At 70.4% G+C, this 19366-nt stretch carries 20 protein-coding genes; 9 read left to right on the top strand and 11 right to left on the bottom strand.

Features of this window, described 5'->3' with window-relative positions; genetic code table 11:
- Positions 1-54: 54 nt before the first annotated feature.
- Together QMG73_RS46405 and QMG73_RS20500 are read right to left on the bottom strand one after the other, a co-directional pair.
- Positions 55-246, bottom strand: a complete 192-nt coding sequence (locus QMG73_RS46405) for a pentapeptide repeat-containing protein (RefSeq protein WP_407676829.1) — start codon at positions 244-246, stop codon at positions 55-57.
- A 297-nt stretch (positions 247-543) separates the two neighbouring features.
- Positions 544-918 (bottom strand): hypothetical protein, encoded by a 375-nt coding sequence (locus tag QMG73_RS20500; RefSeq protein ID WP_281898005.1) that lies wholly within the window; start codon positions 916-918, stop codon positions 544-546.
- A 62-nt stretch (positions 919-980) separates the two neighbouring features.
- Between QMG73_RS20500 and QMG73_RS20495 the strand changes: the two genes are divergently transcribed.
- Positions 981-1202 carry a hypothetical protein gene (locus QMG73_RS20495; RefSeq protein ID WP_281898003.1) on the top strand — a complete coding sequence of 74 codons (222 nt, stop codon included), beginning with the start codon at positions 981-983 and terminating at the stop codon, positions 1200-1202.
- Here QMG73_RS20495 and QMG73_RS20490 read toward each other — a convergent pair.
- Both QMG73_RS20490 and QMG73_RS20485 read right to left on the bottom strand, forming a co-directional pair.
- Positions 1199-1594, bottom strand: a complete 396-nt coding sequence (locus QMG73_RS20490) for a YybH family protein (protein ID WP_281898001.1) — start codon at positions 1592-1594, stop codon at positions 1199-1201. The genes QMG73_RS20495 and QMG73_RS20490 overlap by 4 nt on opposite strands.
- Before the next feature lie 4 nt (positions 1595-1598).
- Positions 1599-2513 carry a LysR family transcriptional regulator gene (locus tag QMG73_RS20485; RefSeq protein WP_281898016.1) on the bottom strand — a complete coding sequence of 305 codons (915 nt, stop codon included), beginning with the start codon at positions 2511-2513 and terminating at the stop codon, positions 1599-1601.
- A 71-nt stretch (positions 2514-2584) separates the two neighbouring features.
- Between QMG73_RS20485 and QMG73_RS20480 the strand changes: the two genes are divergently transcribed.
- The 4 genes from QMG73_RS20480 (at position 2585) to QMG73_RS20465 (ending at position 7519) form a co-directional block, all read left to right on the top strand.
- The gene (locus QMG73_RS20480; protein WP_281898000.1) at positions 2585-3262 is read left to right on the top strand and encodes a succinate dehydrogenase cytochrome b subunit; all 678 of its coding nucleotides are present in this window, start codon (positions 2585-2587) and stop codon (positions 3260-3262) included.
- Entirely contained in the window at positions 3263-5197 is a 1935-nt protein-coding gene (locus QMG73_RS20475; protein WP_281897998.1) for a fumarate reductase/succinate dehydrogenase flavoprotein subunit, read from the top strand.
- On the top strand, positions 5194-5943 hold the full coding sequence (locus QMG73_RS20470) for a succinate dehydrogenase/fumarate reductase iron-sulfur subunit (RefSeq protein WP_281897996.1): 750 nt from the start codon (positions 5194-5196) through the stop codon (positions 5941-5943). The genes QMG73_RS20475 and QMG73_RS20470 overlap by 4 nt, the downstream gene beginning before the upstream one ends.
- Positions 5944-6448: 505 nt before the next feature.
- A complete protein-coding gene (locus QMG73_RS20465; RefSeq protein WP_281897995.1) occupies positions 6449-7519 on the top strand; it encodes an ATP-dependent DNA ligase in 1071 nt (356 codons plus the stop codon).
- 280 nt (positions 7520-7799) lie between these two features.
- On the opposite strand, the gene QMG73_RS20460 is transcribed toward QMG73_RS20465, so the two are convergent.
- Genes QMG73_RS20460 through QMG73_RS20450 form a run of 3 tightly spaced genes read right to left on the bottom strand, consistent with a single transcriptional unit; the run spans position 7800 to position 10497 of the window.
- Positions 7800-8105: a hypothetical protein gene (locus tag QMG73_RS20460; RefSeq protein ID WP_281897994.1), complete on the bottom strand. Its 306-nt coding sequence runs from the start codon at positions 8103-8105 to the stop codon at positions 7800-7802.
- Between the two features lie 14 nt (positions 8106-8119).
- Positions 8120-8374 (bottom strand): hypothetical protein, encoded by a 255-nt coding sequence (locus QMG73_RS20455; RefSeq protein WP_281897993.1) that lies wholly within the window; start codon positions 8372-8374, stop codon positions 8120-8122.
- Positions 8371-10497: an MMPL family transporter gene (locus QMG73_RS20450; RefSeq protein WP_281897991.1), complete on the bottom strand. Its 2127-nt coding sequence runs from the start codon at positions 10495-10497 to the stop codon at positions 8371-8373. The genes QMG73_RS20455 and QMG73_RS20450 overlap by 4 nt, the downstream gene beginning before the upstream one ends.
- 136 nt (positions 10498-10633) lie before the next feature.
- Here QMG73_RS20450 and QMG73_RS20445 point away from each other — a divergent pair, with 136 nt between their 5' ends.
- From QMG73_RS20445 to QMG73_RS20435, 3 genes are read left to right on the top strand one after another with little or no spacing between them, the layout of a single operon-like run.
- Positions 10634-11875 carry a sensor histidine kinase gene (locus QMG73_RS20445; RefSeq protein WP_281897989.1) on the top strand — a complete coding sequence of 414 codons (1242 nt, stop codon included), beginning with the start codon at positions 10634-10636 and terminating at the stop codon, positions 11873-11875.
- Positions 11872-12549: a response regulator gene (locus QMG73_RS20440; RefSeq protein ID WP_281897987.1), complete on the top strand. Its 678-nt coding sequence runs from the start codon at positions 11872-11874 to the stop codon at positions 12547-12549. Before QMG73_RS20445 ends, QMG73_RS20440 begins: the two co-directional genes overlap by 4 nt.
- A 15-nt stretch (positions 12550-12564) precedes the next feature.
- The gene (locus QMG73_RS20435; RefSeq protein WP_281897985.1) at positions 12565-13146 is read left to right on the top strand and encodes a thioredoxin family protein; all 582 of its coding nucleotides are present in this window, start codon (positions 12565-12567) and stop codon (positions 13144-13146) included.
- Positions 13147-13167: 21 nt separating this feature from the next.
- Here QMG73_RS20435 and QMG73_RS20430 read toward each other — a convergent pair whose 3' ends face one another.
- The 3 genes from QMG73_RS20430 to QMG73_RS20420 all read right to left on the bottom strand — a co-directional run bounded on the left by QMG73_RS20430 (position 13168) and on the right by QMG73_RS20420 (position 16640).
- Positions 13168-14070 carry a phosphatase PAP2 family protein gene (locus QMG73_RS20430; RefSeq protein ID WP_281897983.1) on the bottom strand — a complete coding sequence of 301 codons (903 nt, stop codon included), beginning with the start codon at positions 14068-14070 and terminating at the stop codon, positions 13168-13170.
- 280 nt (positions 14071-14350) lie between these two features.
- Complete coding sequence (locus QMG73_RS20425; RefSeq protein WP_281897982.1) at positions 14351-15406, bottom strand: WD40/YVTN/BNR-like repeat-containing protein; 1056 nt, start codon at positions 15404-15406, stop codon at positions 14351-14353.
- 10 nt (positions 15407-15416) lie between these two features.
- Positions 15417-16640, bottom strand: coding sequence for an MFS transporter (locus tag QMG73_RS20420; RefSeq protein ID WP_281898014.1), 1224 nt, complete (start codon positions 16638-16640; stop codon positions 15417-15419).
- Between the two features lie 56 nt (positions 16641-16696).
- On the opposite strand from QMG73_RS20420, the gene QMG73_RS20415 reads away from it, so the two are divergent.
- Entirely contained in the window at positions 16697-18472 is a 1776-nt protein-coding gene (locus QMG73_RS20415) for a cellulase family glycosylhydrolase (RefSeq protein WP_281897980.1), read from the top strand.
- Positions 18473-18518: 46 nt separating this feature from the next.
- Here the strand turns inward: QMG73_RS20415 and QMG73_RS20410 are convergent, their stop codons facing one another.
- A complete protein-coding gene (locus QMG73_RS20410; protein WP_281897978.1) occupies positions 18519-19310 on the bottom strand; it encodes a PrsW family intramembrane metalloprotease in 792 nt (263 codons plus the stop codon).
- Positions 19311-19366 lie beyond the last annotated feature (56 nt).

Here is a 19366-nt window from a genome sequence, read left to right as displayed (position 1 = left end):
CCGCAGATCAGCGGTGATCACTCCCGCACGTGCCATACCAGCAGCCTCCCAAGATCAGCCCTCTGTTGCACTGACCGGTGGAGACCGCCAGATCAAAGCGCGGGCATTCGCCCTTGATCGATTCGTTTGCCCTTGATCGGCGCGCACCGCGCGCCCTGCGCACCGCGCGCCCTGCGCACCGCGCAGGCGCGCACCGCGCAGGCGCGCACCGCGCAGGCGCGCACCGCGCAGGCGCGCACCGCGCAGGGCGCGGCGACACGCCGCCGCCAGCCCTCAAACCCGACGGCTGGCCCCAGCCACGACGGCGCGCCGCCTCACACCCCGGGGATCTCTTTCGGGTCAGGGCAAACGCACGTGGTTTTGAGATCCAACAGCGTGCATTCGCCCTTGATCGGCGGCCAGGGCGCGGCGTGGCGCGGGCGCCCGGCGAGAAGGCGGCCGCTCGGAGAGACGGCGGCCGCCCGGAGAGACCGTGGCCGCTCGGAGGCGGGAATGGGCCTGCCGTGCGGAAGCGGCAGGCAACGGCCCGCGAGCCAGAATGGGTCAGGCGTCGCGGAAGCCTTCGCGGAAGCGGCGGAAGAAGCCGCCCTCCTGAGGCAGCGACGGCGCTGGCGGCGGTGCCGTGGCCCGCTGCCGACCGACCGGCTGGTCGTAGTCGGTGCGCGCGATCGCGTCGATCACCTGCTGCTCGTTGAAGTACTCGGAGTTTTCGATCATCGGCACGAATCCCACGAGGACGCCGTCGCGCATGACCTGGGCCTCTAGCCCGGCCGCGCCGTCGGTGTCCCAGATCGCCTGACGCCCATCGGTGAGCATGACCCGCACGCCGTACTGCGCCACGCTGGCCCGCTCCAGGTGCGCCGGCACGCCACGCGCGCGGAGCGCGTCGACCACTCGCCGTGCCCGTACCTCGTCCATGCACCGACCGTAGCCAGCAAAACTGGGAAGCGGCTGTGCGAAAGATGTGCGAGCATCCAGCGATGCCAGCGCCTGAGGGATTCGAGTACACGACGCGGGCCGGCGGTGACGTGGTCATTACGCACCGGGGCCGGCCGGCGACCACGCTGCGTGGCGAGCGGGCGGCGCGTTTCCTGGCCGAGGTCGAGGATGACGATCCGCAGGAGGTCATGGCTCGCTGGACCGGCAACTACCGGCGCGGTAACGAGCGAACAGCACGAAACCACCCCCGCAACCGCGGCTAACGCGGCGCGATCGGCCACTCCTCGAAGTGGCGGCAGCGGCCGTCCGGCGCGAACTCGACGATCCACAGGTCGCGCCACTCCTGCTCGACCGGGTCGCCGTACCTCACCTCGACGCGAACCACCGCTGTCTCGCCGTCGGACACGACGACCGAACTGGTCATCGCGAAAACCTCGCCGGGGCCGTCGCGTTCCTCTTCCCACATCTCCGCGATGGCGGTCAGGCCGACGACCGGCTCGTGGTAGGGCCCTTGGAGGTACGTCGCGTCGGGCGTGAAGAGCTCCGCGAGCAGGTCAGTACCCGGGGAACGCCACGCCTGCTCGTACCCCGACACCCAGGCTGTGACGTCCATGCCCTCGCTCCGCTTGGTGGCGGCCGCCGGGAGGCGGCGCATGACCTCAGACTGCCAGAGATACGCCGGGCGGCAGGGATGCCTCGCGAAGGTGGTGCAGCAGGGTGTCGCGCAACGCCGACGCGGCATGGGTCAGCGACGACTCGCGGCGGTGTGCCAGCGCGATCGTGCGCCGGATGCCGGGCGCGGCGAGCGGAGTAGCCCGTAGCCCTGGGCGGTTGGCGATCACCATGCTCGGCACGAGGGCGACGCCGAGGCCCGCCTCGACGAGGCCGAGCACCGTATCCATCTCGCCGCCCTCGACCGCGAACGGCGGCGTGAACCCCTCGCGGCGGCACGCTTCCAGGGTGGCGTCGCGCAGGTCGTATCCCGTCCGGAACATCACCAGCGGTTGCTCGCGCAGGTCATCGATTTGCACCGAGCTGGTCGGCAATGGCTCCGAGGATGCTACGACCAGACTCTCGCGCAGGATCGGCTCGGCGCTCAGTGCAGGGTCGGTGCCATGCTCGGGGAGGATGATCAGTGCAAGGTCGAGCTCTCCACCGGTGAGGTGTCCGACCAAGTCCTGCGAACCGCTCTCCTCAACATGCAGGTCGATCGCGGGGTATGCCGCGCGGAAGCGTCGGAGCACCTGGGGTACCAAAGACGTAGCAACGCTCGGCGTTGCACCGATGCGCAGGCGTCCCCGCCGCAGACCGACGAGGTCTTGCACCTCGCGCCGCGCGGTGTCGACATCGGCGAGGATGCGGCGGGCGATCGGCAGCAGCACCGCGCCCGCCGGGGTGAGCGTGGCGCCGCCGCGCGCTCGGTCGAGCAGTGGGGCGCCGATGTCCGCCTCGAGGCTGTGAATCTGCTTACTGAGGGTGGGCTGGGTCACCCCCAGACTCTCGGCCGCGCGAGTGAAATGCCCGAGATTTGCCACGGCCACGAAGTATCTGAGGTGCTGAATCTGCACACTGATAGCTTACGTCTATTGTGAGTACCACAGCCATGCATTGGACGAATCGTCGCAGCACACCTAGCGTCACCGGCATGGTCCTCCTCGCGACCCGTTCCACCGTCGGCAAGAAGACGGTCATGGCGGTGACGGGCATCGTCCTGGTGCTCTTCCTCGTCGCGCACATGGTCGGCAACCTCAAGGTCTTCGTCGGCGCGGAATCGTTCGACCACTACGCCCACTGGCTGCGCACCATCGGCACGCCCGTGCTGCCGGACTCCTGGTACCTATGGATCCAGCGCCTGGTGCTCACCGCATGCGTAATCGCACACATCTGGGCGGCGACCGTGCTGGCGGTGCGGGCCCGCAGGGCGCGCCCTGTGCGCTACGCGCACCGCCGGCCCATACAAGGCAGCTACGCCGCGCGGACGATGCGGTGGGGCGGCGTGATCGTCTTGCTCTTCGTCGTGTACCACATCCTCGACCTCACGACCGGCCACCTGAACCCGGTCGGCGACCGGCAGCACCCATACGGGAACGTGGTGGCCGACTTCGCGCCGGAACGCTGGTACGTAACGCTTTTCTACGTACTCGCCGTGGTCACACTGGGCTTCCACCTGCGCCACGGCCTCTTCAGCGCGCTGCGCACGCTCGGCCAGCGCACCACTGCCGGCGAGCGTCGTGCGCGGGCCGCGTCGCTCGGGTTCGCTGTCGCGCTGTGTGCGGGCTTTCTCTCGGTACCGCTGGCAGTCACCCTAGGACTGGTGAGCTGAATGTACTATGTAGACGGTGAGCCGATCGCCGACACCAAGGCGCCAGACGGTCCGATCGAGACTCGCTGGGACCGCCGCCGCTTCGGTGCCAAGCTGGTAAACCCCGCCAACCGCCGCAAGCTCACAGTCATCGTCGTTGGCACGGGGCTCGCCGGCGGATCGGCCGCCGCGACACTCGGCGAGGCCGGGTACCACGTAAAGTCATACTGCTATCAGGACAGTCCACGTAGGGCACACTCGATCGCGGCGCAGGGCGGCATCAACGCGGCCAAGAACTACCGCAACGATGGTGACTCCATCCACCGGCTCTTCTACGACACCGTCAAGGGTGGTGACTTCCGCTCGCGGGAGTCCAATGTGTACCGTCTGGCGCAGGTGTCGGTCGAAATCATCGACCAGTGCGTGGCGCAGGGCGTGCCGTTCGCGCGGGAGTACGGCGGGTTGCTCGACAACCGGTCGTTCGGTGGCGCACAGGTGTCCCGCACGTTCTACGCGCGCGGCCAAACCGGCCAGCAATTGCTGCTCGGCGCGTACCAGGCGCTGGAGCGGCAGGTGGCCGCTGGCACCGTCGAGACGTACACGCGGCACGAGATGCTGGAGCTCATCGTCGTCGACGGGCGGGCACGCGGCATCGTGGTGCGAGACCTCGTGACCGGCGAAGTCCGCACCGACTTCGCGGACGCCGTCGTACTGGCCACCGGCGGCTACGGCAACGTCTTCTTCCTCTCCACGAACGCCAAGGGCTGCAACGTCACCGCGAGCTGGCGGGCGCACCGCAAGGGCGCGCTGTTCGCGAACCCCTGCTACACGCAGATCCATCCCACGTGCATCCCGCAGTCCGGCGAGCACCAGTCGAAGCTCACCCTGATGAGCGAGTCGCTCCGCAACGACGGCCGTGTCTGGGTACCGCTCAAGGCGGGCGACACGCGCGCGCCGGGCGACATCCCCGAGGCCGAGCGCGACTACTACCTGGAGCGGATCTATCCGTCGTTCGGCAACCTGGTGCCTCGTGACATTGCGTCGCGCGCCGCGAAGAACGTCTGCGACGAGGGTCGGGGCGTTGGTCCGGGCGGTCTCGGTGTATATCTCGACTTCGCCGACGCAATCAGCCGGCTCGGTCGGGACGCTGTGGAAGCGAAGTACGGCAACCTCTTCGAGATGTACGAGCGCATCACCGGCGAGGACCCGTACGAAGTGCCAATGCGCATCTACCCCGCGGTGCATTACACGATGGGCGGCCTGTGGGTCGACTACGACCTCCAGGCGACAATCCCCGGATTGTTCGTGATCGGCGAGGCCAATTTCTCCGACCACGGCGCCAACCGCCTCGGTGCATCCGCGCTCATGCAGGGTCTCGCTGACGGATACTTCGTGCTCCCCAACACGATCAACGACTACCTGGCGGCGGGCCCGTTCCCGCAGGTGGACGCCGATCACCCGGACGCGGTCGAAGCCCGCACGGCCGTCGAGGATCGCCTCGCTCGCCTGTTGGCCGTCGACGGCGACCGCACGGTCGACTCGTTCCACCGCGAGCTGGGCCGGATCATGTGGGACTACTGCGGCATGGAGCGCACCGAGGAAGGCTTGCGCAAAGCCATCGAATTGATCCGAGCATTGCGCGACGAGTACTGGCAGCGAGTGCGCGTGCCGGGCTCCGCCGCCACCCTGAACCAATCCCTCGAAAAGGCCGGCAGGGTCGCCGACTTCTTCGAGCTCGCCGAGCTGATGTGCATCGACGCGTTGCACCGATCCGAGTCGTGCGGCGGCCACTTCCGCGCCGAGAGCCAGACCGAAGACGGCGAGGCACGGCGCGACGACGAAAACTTCACCTACGTCGCGGCCTGGGAGTGGGCCGGCGCGAGCGCGCCGCCCGTCCTCCACAAAGAGGACCTGAGTTTCGAGTACGTCCAGCCGAGCCAGCGGAGCTACAAGTGAACCTGACCCTGCGCATCTGGCGGCAGCCCGATCCCCAGAACAAGGGGCGGATGATCACGTACCGGGTCACCGACGTGTCGCCCGACATGTCATTCCTGGAGATGCTCGACATGCTCAACGAGCGGCTCACCCTGGAGGGCGAAGAGCCGGTCGCGTTCGACCACGACTGCCGCGAAGGCATCTGCGGCATGTGCGGCTTAATGATCAACGGCGTGGCCCACGGCCCTGAGCGCGCCACCACCACGTGCCAGCTCCACATGCGACAGTTCAAGGACGGCGACACGATCGACGTCGAGCCATGGCGGGCACGGGCGTTCCCGGTCGTCAAGGACCTGGTCGTCGACCGTTCCGCGTTCGACCGGATCATCCAGGCCGGCGGGTACGTCAGCGCGCCAACCGGCAGCGCCCCGGACGCCCACGCGGTACCGGTGCCAAAGGCCGACGCGGACGCCGCGTTCGAGGCGGCGACCTGTATCGGTTGCGGCGCGTGCGTCGCCGCGTGCCCGAACGGTTCCGCGATGCTCTTCACCGCGGCCAAAGTCACGCATCTCGGCCTGCTCCCCCAGGGCCAGCCGGAGCGCCGCGACCGCGTACTCGACATGGTGGCCGCGCAGGACGAGGCTGGCTTCGGCGGCTGCACCAACGCTGGCGAGTGCACCCCAGCCTGTCCTAAGGGCATCCCCCTCGAGGTGATCGGCCGCCTGAACCGCGACCACCTAAAGGCCACAACCCGCCCAACCCGCTAGCCCCCACCCCCACGAACCTCCCCAGTCCCGCGGTCACGCCTTCCGCCTCCTCGCCGCCGCCTTCGCGCCGCGGCCTTCGCGCCGCGGCGTTTGCGCCGATCAAGGGCAAATGCACGCGGAAAAGAGATCAAACCACGTGTGTTTGGCCTTGATCGATGGAGATCTCCTTGATCGACGGAGACCCCGGCGCTCTGTCCGGTCGCATCTCCACCCCTGGACCCGCCCGGCCGACGGACCGTGAGTTGCCCACATGCGGCGTACGGGCGCAAGCCGGCGCCGCCGGACAGCGCCCAACACACCCTGAGCACCTCAGGCACCGCCGAACGCGAGCGTCGCACCTCAGGCAGCGTCGCGCCGATCAAGGGCGAACGCGTCGATCAAGGGCAACCGCACGCGGAAAGAGATCAAATCGTGTGCGTTTGGCCTTGATCGGCGGGAAGGGGCCGGACTGGGGCGTCCGGGAAAGGGCCAGACTGGGGCGTCATAGTGGCGGCAGAATGGCGGCGTGGAGTTGCCGATCATGCCGCCGGTGCCGCCGATGCTGGCCAAGGCCGTCAAGGACATCCCGCATGGGGCGATGAGCTTCGAGCCCAAGTGGGACGGATTTCGATCGATCATGTTTCGCGACGGCAGCGAGGTCGAGATCGGGAGCCGCAACGAGCGACCCATGACCCGGTACTTTCCCGAGGTCGTCGACGCCGTCCGTGCCAACCTGCCCGAGCGCTGTGTGATCGACGGGGAGATCATCCTCATCGGCCCGTCGGGTGATCGGCTCGACTTCGAGATGCTGCAGCAGCGCATACACCCCGCCGCTAGCCGGGTCAGGCTGCTGTCGGAGAAGACGCCGGCGCGGTTCGTGGCGTTTGACCTGCTTGCGCTGGGTGACACCAATTGGACCGGGCGGCCGTTCGCGGAGCGGCGGGCGGCGTTGGAGGATGCGCTCGCCCAAGCTGCGGCGCCGATCCATCTGACTCCCGTGACCACGGACCGGACGGTGGCACAGCGATGGTTCCACCAGTTCGAGGGCGCGGGGCTGGATGGGCTGGTCGCCAAGCCGCTCGACGGGACATACGAGCCGGACAAGCGGGTCATGTTCAAGGTCAAGCATGAGCGCACCGCCGATTGTGTGGTGGCCGGGTACCGGGTGCACAAGAGCGGGCCGGACCGTATCGGGTCGCTGCTGCTCGGACTCCACAACGCGGCCGGAGAGTTGGCGAGCGTCGGCGTGATCGGGGCGTTTCCGATGGCCACCCGCCAGTCGCTCTTCGTCGAGTTGCAGTCGCTGGTCACTACGTTCGACGAGCATCCGTGGGCGTGGGCCCGCCAGGAGGAGGGCACCCGCACGCCCCGCAACGCCGAGGGCAGCAGGTGGGCGGCCGGCAAGGATCTGTCGTTCACGCCGCTGCGCCCGGAACGGGTGGTAGAGGTGCGGTACGACCACATGGAGGGGGTGCGTTTCCGGCACACGGCGCAGTTTGTGCGGTGGCGGCCGGACCGGACTCCGGAGTCGTGCACATACGACCAGTTGGAGGAGCCCGTGAAGTTCGACCTGGCAGAGGTCCTGAGCTCGGGTTAGGTCCCGCCGCCGATCAAGGACATTCGCATGGATCAAGGGCAAACGCACGCGGAAAGAGATCCAACCACGTGCATTCGCCCTTGATCGGCGGAGAAGGGGGCGCTGGTGGGCGGGCACCGCGCTGGCGCGGGGCACGCGGGGGCACCGCGCCAAGCGCGCGGGACGGGCACGGCACGGCGGAGGCGGGCACGGCACGGCCGGGGGGAACCGCGCCGCCGCGCCCGCGCGGCGGGCACGCACGGCGCAAGGGCGCGCACGGCGGCGCGGGTGCCGTGGGGGGTTAGCGGCGGCGGTAGACGCCGGTGCTGCGGACGCGTTGGCGGGGAGCGGCGGCTGGGATGAGGCGCTTCATGTGGTATCGGTGCAGCTCAGCGGTGCCGCTCTGGTGCAGGTCTTCGGTGACCGATACCAGCTCCCACCCCTGGTTGCCGGCCGTGTTCAGGTGGGTGAGCGCGGTGTCACCGAACCCGGAGATGTCCTGGATGGAGCCGTCCGGGCCGTACCAGCTGAAGGTGACCTCCCAGCCCGGCTCGTTGGCCCGCGCCTGCCGGCGCCTCACTAGCAACGCGTACTCCCACCTGATCACGTAGCCAGTATCGGTCAGGTTGCGCTGGGCCGCTTGAGATAGTATCGATGGACTTCAGTGCTGCCCTGCAAGTTGTTGATGTCCTCCTCCGATGACACCAGCTCCCAGCCCTTCTTGCCGGCGAGGTTGAGCTGTGCGATAGCGGTGTCGCCGAACTGCGAGACGTCCTGCCGGTCGCCGTCCGGCGAGTACCAGTAGAAGCTGATCCGCCAGCTCTGCCCCGAGGCTTCGCGTCGCCGGACGAGAAGCGCGTACTCCCACGTGTTCATTGGTCCATTATGGTCGGACGGTTTGGGCGCTCGATCGCCACCCGCGGCAACCAGCGGGCGATGGGGCGGGGCAGCCACCAGGCCCGCGTGCCGAGCAGCTGCATCACGGCGGGCACGATCAGGCAGCGGATGACGAGCGCGTCGAGCAGGATCGCGACGGCCAGTCCGAGCCCGAACTGCTGGAGCATCCGGTCGGGGCTGAGCAGGAACGAGCCGAACACGACGACCATGATGGCGCCCGCGGCGGTGACGACCCTGCCGGTGGTGGCCATGCCTTCGCGTACCGCCCGTGCCGCGTCGCCGGCGGACTCCCACTCCTCGTGCATCCGGGACAGCAGGAACACCTCGTAGTCCATCGACAGTCCGAACACGATCGCGAAGATCATCACGGGCACGAACGCCTCGATTGGCCCCGGCTGGACGCCGAACGCTCCCTCCTGGAAGACGTACGTGATCACGCCGAGCGACGCGGCGACGCTGAGCAGGTTGAGCGCGGCGGCCTTCAGCGGCACCAGCAGCGACCGGAATACGACCATCAGCAGCAGGGCGGACAGGCCCACGACCACCAGGACGAACAGCGGCAGGCGGCTGGCGACCGCCTCGGCGAAGTCTTCGGCGGCGGCGGTGCTGCCGCCCACCAGGTATTCCGCGCCGGTCTGCTGGGCGAGGCGGGGCAGGACGTCGTCGCGCAGCCGGTGCACCAGGTCGCTGGTCGCCTTGTCCTGCGGCTTGGACTCGGGGAACACGATCACCGTCGAGACACCGTCGCCAGCGGGGATCGGTGGGAGGGCGGCCGCCACGCCAGGGGTACCCGAAATGGCGGATTGGACGGGCCCTGCGTCGCCGCGGACGACGACCACCAGCGGGCCGTTGAAGCCTGGGCCGAACCCCCGTGCCAGCAGGTCGTATGCCTGGCGGCTGGTCTTGCCCGCCGCGTCGTTGCCGGCGTCGGCGAAGCCGAGCCGCATGCCCAGCGCGGGTGCCGCGATCAGCAGGAGCACGACGACTGGAAGCAACAGGGCGGGCCATGGGCGGCGCTGCACGGCCACCGTCCAGCGTCGCCACGAGGCGCCTTCCGCCTGGCCGGCCTTGCGGCGCACGCGGCGCTCGACACGGCCGCCGACGATCGCGAGCAGGGCAGGAAGCAGCGTCAGGGATGCGACCATCGTCGCCAGCACGGTCAGCGCGACCGCGACGGCAACGCCCTGCAGCGAGCCGAGGCCGAGCACGACCAGGCCCAGCAGCGCGATGATGACCGTGCATCCAGCGAAGAAGACGGTGCGTCCGGCGGTGTCGAGCGCGGTCCGGACCGCCTGCTCGCGGTCGGCGCCGTCGCGCAGCTCGGACCGGAACCGGGAGAACACCAGCAGCGCGTAGTCGATGCCCACGCCGAGGCCGACCAGGATCATGAGCGCGGACGTGAAGTCGGCGACAGTGGTGGCGTGCGAGGCGAGCACGACCAGCCCGACGGCCGACCCCACCCCGAAGATGGCGATGAGGATCGGGAGGGTGGCGGCGACGAGGGAGCCGAAGAGCAGCACGAGGATGACCAGCGCCGCGAGCAGACCGACGCCCTCGGCCGCGCCGCCCTCGGACTCCTCGGCACCGCGCACGGCGTCGCCGCCCAACTCGACGCGCAGGCCGTCGCCCTCGGCCGACTTCGCGGTGTCGATGATCCGCCGCACGTCGTCGGCGGGCACCTCTTCGGCACGGCCGTCGAGCGTCACCGTGGCGTAGGCGATCGTGCCGTCACTCGAGACCGCGCCCTCCGTGGCGAACGGGTCACGCACGTCGGCCACGTGCGGCAGCGGGCGCACCTCACCGAGCATCCGCTCGACGCGCGACTGGACCGACCGCACCCCGCCGGTGGCCTCGACGACGATCTGCACGGAGTCGCCGGCTCGCGCGGGCGCGTGCTGCCGGAGCGTGTCGGCCGCGCGCTGTGAATCGGTGCCGGGCAGCGAGAAGTCGTTGTGGTAGTCGCTGCCGACGGCCTGCGACGCGGCGGTCACCCCGACGAGGACCAGGACCCAGAGCAACAGTGCCCACCAGCGGCGGCGATAGGACCAGCCGGCGACGCGGACGAACCTGGAGTCGGTGGCGGCGGAGGTCAGGATGGCCATAGGTAGTGACGCTAGGTATGGGGGGTGCCGCGCCGCATCGCGCCGCGGGGGGAACTCGGGATCCCCCCGCGGTGGTACGCGAGCATGCTCCCGCGGGGCGACTCGCCAGGTGCCGGGTGCGCACTACGCTCGGAGAATGCCTCGCAAGAACGTCATCACCGACGCCGGGCTCGGCATCGTGGCGTTCGTGCTGTCGGTGGGCGTGCTCGCGGCGGACGGGCTCGGCACTCCGGAAACGCACGTGCGACACCTCGACGCGCTGGGCGTGCTGCTCGCCGCGGCGAGCGCCCTGCCGCTGGCCGCCCGGCGCGTCGCCCCGCTGACCGTCGGCGTGGTCACGATCGCGGCCAGCGGGGTCATGTACCGGTTGGGTTACGCGTTCGACTTGCCGATCGGCCCAGCCGTCGCGATCTACACGATCGGCCTGACCTGCGGTGGCGACCCGCGACCGCTGCGGCGCCGCCTCGCGATGCTCGCCCCGGCGGCGTTCGCTCCCGTGGTCGCCGCCGCCTACGCGGCCCGCGGCGAGGATGTCGCCGCGCTCTTCGCACCGGAGTTGGTGGGGCTGCTCGCCGCCTCCGCGGCCCTCGGGCTGGCTGGCGATCGCACCCGCCTGCGCCGCGAACGGATCGCCGCGCTGGAGGAGCGCGCTCAGCGCGCCGAGCGGGAGGCCGAGCGGGAACGCCGTCTGGCGGCCGCTGAGGAGCGCACACGCATCGCACGCGAGCTGCACGACTCCGCCGGACACGCGATCAACGTGATCCTGGTGCAGGCCGGCGCGGCGCGGCTGCTCCACGACCGTGACCCGGCGAGCTCGCGCCGTGCGATCACCACGATCGAAGAGGTCGCCCGCGACACCATTGGCGAGATCGACAAGCTGGTGCGGGCGCTGCGTGAGGACACCGACGCGCCGCCCGCGCCACCGCCCGACGCGTCCGCCCTCGAAGACCTGGTCCGGCGGCACCGCCAGAGCGGCCTCGAAATCGACGCCGACCTCACGGTGCCGGGTGAGGCGGTCCCTCGCAGCGTGGCGTGGGCGGCATACCGGATTCTTCAGGAGGCCCTGACCAACGCCGCGCGGCACGGGCGCGGCACGGCGTCGGTGGCGGCGCGATACGCGGGCGGTGCCTTCGAGATCACCGTGACCAATCCCGTGACGGCCAACGCGACGGCCGGGGGCGGGCACGGCGTTGTCGGCATGCGCGAACGCGCGAGCCTGCTGGGCGGCACCCTGTCCGCTGCGGCCGAGCACGGCGTCTTCCGTGTGCACGCCAGCCTGCCCGTTGGCCGCTCGCCGAACGGCGGCAGGCCGCTCGCCGAGAGGGCGACCGGCACGCTGGACCGGGGCAGCGCCTCGGCACGGGGTGAGGCGGCGTGACAGATCCCGACCCCCCGCTTGTGCGGGTGCTGGTCGTGGACGACGACGATCTTATGCGTGCCGGCCTCACCGCGGTGCTGTCCAGCGACGAGACGATTCGCGTCGTCGGCGAGGCGGGCGACGGCCGCGCCGCGATCGACCAGGCCCACGTGCTGGAGCCCGATGTCGTGCTCATGGATGTGCGGATGCCCCGCATGGACGGCATCGCCGCCACCCGCGAGATCGCCGCCGCAGCGCCGGGCGCCCGCATCCTGATCGTGACGACGTTCGAAGACGACGACTACGTGTTCGGGGCGTTGACCGCGGGAGCGTCGGGGTTTCTGCTCAAGCGCACCCGCCCCGAGCAGCTCATCGCCGCGATCCACACGATCGCCGGCGGCGAGGCACTCCTTTCGCCTTCGGTGACCCGCACCGTCATTGACCGGATGGCGCGCCAGCCACCGCCGGCACCGCCCGACTCGCGGCGGCTGGCCGGGCTCACCCCGCGCGAACGCGACGTACTCGAACTCGTCGCGCGCGGCCTGTCGAACTCGGAGATCGCCGCGACCCTCGTGGTCGAAGAGTCGACCGTGAAGACGCACGTCAAGCGCATCCTCGCGAAGCTCGACCTGCGTGACCGGATACAGGCGGTCATCCTGGCGTACGAGACGGGCGTGGTGCGCCCCGGCGCCTGACGTAGTCTCGCCGGCATGGCCGTTTCGTCGCACCTCGTTCCCCTCGGCACGCCCGCGCCTGATTTCGCGCTGCCGTCGGTCGCCGGTCCGGAAGTGAAGCTGACCGACATCTCGGCTCCCGCGCTGCTGGTCGTGTTCCTCAGCAACCACTGCCCGTACGTGCGGCACATCGAGTCCGCGTTGGGCGCGTTCACCGCCGAGTACGCCGGCAAGGGGCTCGCCACCGTCGCGATCTCAAGCAACGACGTCGTCAACTACCCGGACGACGACGTGCCGGGGCTGGCGGCCCAGGTGGAGCGGACCGGCTTCACGTTCCCGTACCTGGTGGACTCCTCGCAGGAGGTTGCCAAGGCGTATGCGGCGGCGTGCACGCCCGACTTTTTCCTGTTCGACGGGCAGCGGCGGCTGGTGTACCGGGGCGCGTTCGACGAGAGCCGGCCCCGCAACGACCTGCCGGTGACGGGTGAGCTGCTGCGCGACGCCGCCGACCGGGTGCTGCGCGGCGCGGCGGTGCCCGAGCCGCACGTGCCGAGCATGGGCTGCGGCATCAAGTGGCGCGAGGGCAACGAGCCGGAGCCGGTGACCTTCCTGGGCTAGCGAGCCCCAAGATCAGAGGGGTCAAGCCTTCCAGGGCACGATGCGGTGGGCGGTGGAGAGGATCAGCGCCATCACCACCGCCGTCGCACCGGTGATGCCGGCTGCCGCGCCCGCGTACGCGATCAAGAGCCGGCGCCGCCCGAGCTCGTCGATCGGTGTGGACGACACGGCGTCGGTCATCTGGAAGGCGGCTGACGCCGCGACAAGCAGCAGCACACCCGCGAGAGCCAGCAGCGCCACCGCGAACGGCCGTGCGTCCCCGGAGCGCACCGCTATCTCGCGACCCTGTGCCAGTACCAGAAGAAATCCCGCCACCGCGGCCCACGCGCCGGCGATCAGGACCGAGCCCACGACGTCGCTTGGCCGGTGCCAGCCGAGCGACATGGTCGCGACGCCGGCGACGCCGGCGTAGACCGCGCCGACCACCGCGCCGACGCCGCGCGCCCGTGGCGGCAGCACGAGTACCAGCGCGATCGCCACCGACATCGCGACGGTGGCGTGGCCGCTGGGGAAGCTGTTTCCGGCGCTGAGGCGTTCGGGGTCGACGCCGAAGTTCGGCCGGTAGAGGCCCCATTTGAACATCTGGCTGGTCACGTTCGCGGCGATGACGAAGAGTGTCACCACCACCGTCAGCAGCACCCGGCCGCGGGCGAGTGCGATCACCGCGATCACCACGGTGGCCACGGCGAGCGAGACCACCGAGACGGCGTTCAGGATGGTGTTGGCGGGGCCGTCGACCTCGTCCTGGCCGATCTGGTTGCCGGCGAGGGCGATCGTGTCGAAGAGTTGGCCCCGCTCGGTGCGCACGAAGAAGCGCCATACCAGGACGAGGGCCGCCGCTTGGGCGGCGGCTACGAGGAGGAGCCAGGCGGCCGGAAGCGCGATGGTGCCCACCCTGACGCGGGCCTGCTCAACTGCGGTCACGGCACTCCTTATTCCCCAGGCGGCCGACCTTACAACCACGCCGGAATGCGCCCGAAACGGGTGGGAGGGTCGGCCTTTGGGTCGGCGCGGCGGCGCCGCGCCGATCAAGGCCGTTTGCATCGATCAAGGGCGAATGCACGCGGAAAAGAGATCCAACCACGTGCATTCGCCCTTGATCGGCGGGGAGAGGGGGGCGCGGCGCGCGCGGCGGCGCGGGGAGCACGGCCGCGCGGGGAGCACGGCCGCGTGGGGCCGCGCGCCCGGCGCGCGGGGGCGCGCGTTACGGGTGGAGGCGGGCTAGGCGGCCTTGCTCGCCGGAGGCCCAGCAGGTGCTGTCGGCGGCGCAGTCGACCGCGTCGAAGCTGCCCGTGTCGAAGCGCTCCCAGGTGCGCCCGCCGTCGCGGGTCAGGTCGCTGCCGGTCGGGCCCACCGCGATCGCCGTCCGCTTGGCGCGCGGCAGCCAGGTGACGCCCGAGCGGTACTCGCCGGGCACGACCTTCGCCACCGTCCAGGTGCGGCCGCCGTCGCGGGTCACCGCCGCCGCGTCGGGCGCCACGGTCGGGGTCGCGAAGTCGCCGCCCACCGCGAGGCCCTGCTGAGCGTCCCGGAACGCGAGCGAGTAGATGCCGGCGCTCGGTCCGCTCGGTACCGGGCTGTCGACCACGCGCCACGTGCGGCCGAAGTCGCGGGTGCCGAAGACCCGCGCCGTGGCGCCGCCACCGGTCGCGAACCACGCCCACGGGCCGCCACGGTCGGCGGTCACCAGGCAGGTGCCGCTGGCCGCGAACGCGAACTCGCCCTCCAGCGCGGCCGGCATCCCGTACCCGGAAAGGACACGCCACGAACGCCCGCCGTCGGCGGTGGCCGCGATGCGGAAACGCCCGTCGACGGGGTCCGAGAGCGCGAGCCCTCGCTTGTGGTCGAAGAACGCGATGCAGTCGTAGAAGGCGCGCGGGTCGTCGTTGCGGAAGGTCTCGGTCCAGGTGCGGCCGCCGTCAGCGGTCGCGTAGACGCGCGACGCCTCGCCTTCGCCGATCGAGAGCGCCACGGCGCGGTCGGCGCTGAACGCCTCGATGTCGCGGAACTGCAGGTCGGCGGTGTCGGGCGGGCCGACCTGCCGCCACGTCCGTCCACCGTCGACGGTGCGTAGCACGGTGCCAGCGCTGCCGCTGGCCCACGCGACCTTGGCGCTGACGACCGACAGGCCGCGCAGCCGGGCGGTGACACCCGTCTCGGAGAGCTCCCAGGCAGGTGGCCTGATGGAATCGCCGCCGTGCGCGAAGCCGGTGAGCAGGAGAAGCGCGGGGACGAGTATCGACAAGGACCGGAGTCTCATACGCTGCACCCTAATCGCCCATAGCGGGCGCCGCCTCGGGACGGGCCTGGCGGATCGGTGTCAGCGACGCCGCCACCGCGATCAGCACGCAGATCGTGCCGGCGGCGAGCAGCAGCGCACGCACCCCGTACCGCGCGACGCCCACCGTCAGCACCGCCGCGCCGATCGGGCCGAGTGACATGTGGATGGTCCAGAACGCGGACGTGACCCGGCCCAGCAGGTGATCGGGCGTGACCTCCTGCCGCAGCGACAGGGAACAGATCCCGGCCATGCTGGTGCCGAACACCACCACCGTGACCAGGCCCGCGATCACCGGCACCGACGTGGACAGGCCGACGCAGGCGATCGCGAACCCGCTCAGGGCGTACGAGCCGATCCAGCAGGCGCCGAAACCGAGCGCGCGGCGGGCGTACGACACGAGGACCGCCGCGATGATCGTGCCGACGGCGCCGGCGGCGAGCACGTACCCGACGGTGCGGTCGGGCTGGTTCAGGTGGTGGCCGACGTAGAACACGTAGATGTCGGTGAGCCCGGTGGTCAGGAACGCCAGGAACGCGAGGAGCACGGTCAGCGACCGCAGCACCGGGTGCTTCCACAGGAACTGGGCGCCGATGAAGAAGTCGCGCGCGGATACCCGGCTGGGCGCCTCGGACGGTCGGGTGCGGGGGCGGATGAAGCTCAGCCCGATCGCGGACACCGCGAACGTCGAGGCGTCGATCGCCACCGCGGCGGTCGGGCCGAAGACGCCGGAGATGATGCCGGCGAGCATCGGACCGCCGACCCACGCGGCGGCGTACGTGCCGGAGAGGCGGCCGTTGGCCTCGGTGATCTTGTCGGCGCCGACGAGATATGGCACGGCGGCCACGTAGCCGACCCGGAACACCATCGCGAAGGCGGCGGCGAGCGGCACAACCACGTACAGCAACCAGATCTGCGGCGAAAACCACCAGACGACCGGTATCGATGCGTAGAGGATGAATCGGGCGACGTCGCAGACGATCAGCAGGGTGCGGCGGCGTACCCGGTCGGCGACGACGCCCGCGAAGATACCGGCGATGATCGACCCTGCGGCGGCAACGCCCGTGAGCAGCCCCATCTGCGTGACGGAGCCGGTGGCGTGCAGCACGAGAAGCGGAAGCGCCACATATGAGAACGAGTCGCCCGCCACGGACAGCGTCTGCGCGAACCAGAAGATGGTGAAGTCGCGGTTCCGCCATAGCGACCGGGACTCCATCACCACCCCGACATTGGATCATTGTCCGCGCCATCGATCACCGTTAACATCCTCACATGGTGGTGATGCGAAGAACATTCATATTCTGTGTGGCCGCGCTGCTCGCGGTCAGTGCGGGTGGCGCGGTGCCGGCAGCGTCGGCGGCTCCGTTGCCCACCACGCAGGGCGCCTACGGCGCCGTCTTCCGCGACAGCGGCGGCCGCGAGATCGTCCTGCGCGGCTTCAACGTCGCGGGCAGCGCCAAACTCGCCGAGAACGGCCTGCTGCCGTTCAAGAGCCGCGCGGACGCCGCCAAGTCCGCGCAGGCCATGCGCGACCTCACCGGCGCCAACGCCATCCGGTTCCTCATCAGTTGGGAGGGCGTGCAACCCTCGCGGAATACCATCGACTACGGGTACCTGGACCGCGCGATCGAGCAGCTGCGCGAGTTCACCGACCGGGGCATCCACGTGCTCCTCGACTACCACCAGGACCTGTACTCGGCGCACCTGTTCGACGACGACAGCTGGTATGACGGCGACGGCGCGCCCAAGTGGGTCATCGACCTGGGCGACTACCCCGACGAATCCTGCGGCATCTGCTTCCTGTGGGGGCAGAACATGCAGAACAACGGCGCCGTCCGGGAGGCCATCTACGACTTCTGGCGCAACGAGTACGGCGTGCAGGACGCGTACCTCACGCAGGCGGGCGCGGCGATGCGGTACCTGCAGCAGCGGCTGCCCTCCGCCGCGTTCGACAAGATCGTGGGCCTCGACCCGTTCAACGAGCCGTTCGACGGCGGGCTGGACGGTGGCTCGGGCGTCGAGTGGGAGGCCCGCTGGCTGATGCCGTTCTACCAGAAGATCCGCGCCAAGATGGACGAGTCGGGCTGGGCCGCCAAGCCGGCGTACGTCGAGCCGCTCGTCTTCTGGAACACCGGCTTCTTCGAGCAGGGCGGCCTGTCCACCATCTCCCCTCTCGGCACCCGGTACGTCTTCAACACCCACTACTACGACGGCGCCCGCATCACCCTGGATCCCTCCGCGGCGGGCGACGGCACCTACGCCGCCGCGATGAACCGCATCCGCGACCGCGCCAAGTCGCTCGCCACCGCACCGTTCGTCTCCGAGTTCGGCAACTCGTTCCACAGTGACCGGACACCGTGGATGATCCGTTCGATGTACCAGGGGATGGACGCGGGCGTCCGCGGCGCCAACTGGTGGGGCAGCCCCGCGTCGGGCGGCACCGTGCTGTCCAACACGATGTGGCACTGGGACATCTACAATGGACAGCACGAGGAGCCCGGCGACGGCTGGAACGACGAGGACCACTCGGCGGTCGCCCTCGACTCGTCCGGCGCGGTGGTGACGCGGCTCGACCGGCGGGTACTCGACCGGCTCTACCCCACCGCGGTGTCCGGCTCGACGCTCGCGTTCGCGTACGAGGACCTGGCGCGTTCCGGGTACGGCGGCGCGGGCACGCAGCAGGCGTGGTTGACGGTACCCACGAGCCTGCCCACGGTCCGGGCGCTCGCCAGCGGCCGGCAGTACGGCGTGCTGGTCTGGCGGGGCACGGCCGGTACCACCGAGCTGCACCTGCCGGGCTCGTTCGCGCCAGCCAGCACGGCGGTGGTCAGCGACGTCGGTGCCGTCTTCGGCGTACCCGGAAGTGGTGCCGTGTCGACGGCCCTGGAGGAGGGGTCGGCGACCGCCCGACGGCTGCTCGTCGACGCCGGCACCGGCGTGCACGTCGCGCTGGTGGTCAACGCCGCCGGCGGCACCGTGACCGCGGCGCAGCTGGCGGCGGCACGCAGCGAGCTGGCCGCCTGGCGGGCTCAGCACTTCCCGTCATAGAGGTTCGCGGGGCGCCGGAGGTCCGTGGGACGGCGCCCCGCGACTTTTACGCGGGTTGCGGGACGGCGCTCCAGTGCGCTGCGAGGGTGCGGTACCGGCGCATCTCCAGCAGCAGCCAGCCGATGCTCACGGCGCCCAGCACGACGTACGCGATCACCGAGCCGAGGCTGTCCCAGAGCGCGTGCAGCGTGACCGCCCCGGCGAAGGTGCCCACGAAGATCAGTACCCGCTTGCCCGTCGGGTGCGCGGCCAGCGCGAACAGCGCGCCGCAGGTCAGGCCGGTCCACGCGGTGTGGCCGGCGGGCGCGAGCAGCCCGCGGACGAAGAGCGTCTCCTCCACCGCGCCGATGCTGCCGTTCGAGGCGAGCAGGGCGGTGAACGCGTACCCCATCGTCTCCAGCGCGGCGAAGCCCATGCCGCTCGCGACACCGATCACGAGCCCGTCGCTGGGGTCGCGGCGGCGCCGCCACAGCAGCGCGAGGATGACCACCGGGACGATCAGCTTGGCGCTCTCCTCGATGATCGCCACGAAGACCATGGGCAGGCCGCCCAGGTCACGCAGCGCGTCGTACTCCAGCTGGCCGGCCACGACCACGCCGAGCACGCCACCGAGGAAAGCGGCCGCGGCGAGCACGACGGCCGGCACCTGCCACCGGCCGGACCTGCCCTGCACGAACGTCAGGAACGTCGCCGGGACGACGGCCGCGCCGAGCAGGATCGTCGCGGGGACGAAGTTCGGGTTCTTGGTTTCGACCATCGTGCGGAGCACGAGAAGGTACAGGGCCAGGCCGATAACCAGTACCGGGATCCACGCCCACCGCCGCCAGACACGCGCCATGCCGGCACTGTACGACAGGTAGCTGGGCCGTGGTGCCTGACGCGTCCCATATCGCG

The sequence above is a fragment of the Phytohabitans aurantiacus genome, assembly GCF_027923225.1.
Classification (GTDB): domain Bacteria; phylum Actinomycetota; class Actinomycetes; order Mycobacteriales; family Micromonosporaceae; genus Phytohabitans; species Phytohabitans aurantiacus.
This window is presented reverse-complemented; position numbering and strand designations above follow the sequence as displayed.

Excerpts from the sequence above, each read along its gene's own strand:
- QMG73_RS20450 (WP_281897991.1), bottom strand. The coding sequence starts at position 10,497 with ATGGCCATCCTGACCTCCGCCGCCACCGACTCCAGGTTCGTCCGCGTC.
- QMG73_RS20425 (WP_281897982.1), bottom strand. The coding sequence starts at position 15,406 with ATGAGACTCCGGTCCTTGTCGATACTCGTCCCCGCGCTTCTCCTGCTC.
- QMG73_RS20435 (WP_281897985.1), top strand. The coding sequence starts at position 12,565 with ATGGCCGTTTCGTCGCACCTCGTTCCCCTCGGCACGCCCGCGCCTGAT.
- QMG73_RS20410 (WP_281897978.1), bottom strand. The coding sequence starts at position 19,310 with ATGGCGCGTGTCTGGCGGCGGTGGGCGTGGATCCCGGTACTGGTTATC.
- QMG73_RS20455 (WP_281897993.1), bottom strand. The coding sequence starts at position 8,374 with ATGAACACGTGGGAGTACGCGCTTCTCGTCCGGCGACGCGAAGCCTCG.
- QMG73_RS20415 (WP_281897980.1), top strand. The coding sequence starts at position 16,697 with ATGGTGGTGATGCGAAGAACATTCATATTCTGTGTGGCCGCGCTGCTC.
- QMG73_RS20420 (WP_281898014.1), bottom strand. The coding sequence starts at position 16,640 with ATGGAGTCCCGGTCGCTATGGCGGAACCGCGACTTCACCATCTTCTGG.
- QMG73_RS20480 (WP_281898000.1), top strand. The coding sequence starts at position 2,585 with ATGGTCCTCCTCGCGACCCGTTCCACCGTCGGCAAGAAGACGGTCATG.
- QMG73_RS20500 (WP_281898005.1), bottom strand. The coding sequence starts at position 918 with ATGGACGAGGTACGGGCACGGCGAGTGGTCGACGCGCTCCGCGCGCGT.
- QMG73_RS20495 (WP_281898003.1), top strand. The coding sequence starts at position 981 with ATGCCAGCGCCTGAGGGATTCGAGTACACGACGCGGGCCGGCGGTGAC.
- QMG73_RS20490 (WP_281898001.1), bottom strand. The coding sequence starts at position 1,594 with ATGCGCCGCCTCCCGGCGGCCGCCACCAAGCGGAGCGAGGGCATGGAC.
- QMG73_RS20475 (WP_281897998.1), top strand. The coding sequence starts at position 3,263 with ATGTACTATGTAGACGGTGAGCCGATCGCCGACACCAAGGCGCCAGAC.
- QMG73_RS20445 (WP_281897989.1), top strand. The coding sequence starts at position 10,634 with ATGCCTCGCAAGAACGTCATCACCGACGCCGGGCTCGGCATCGTGGCG.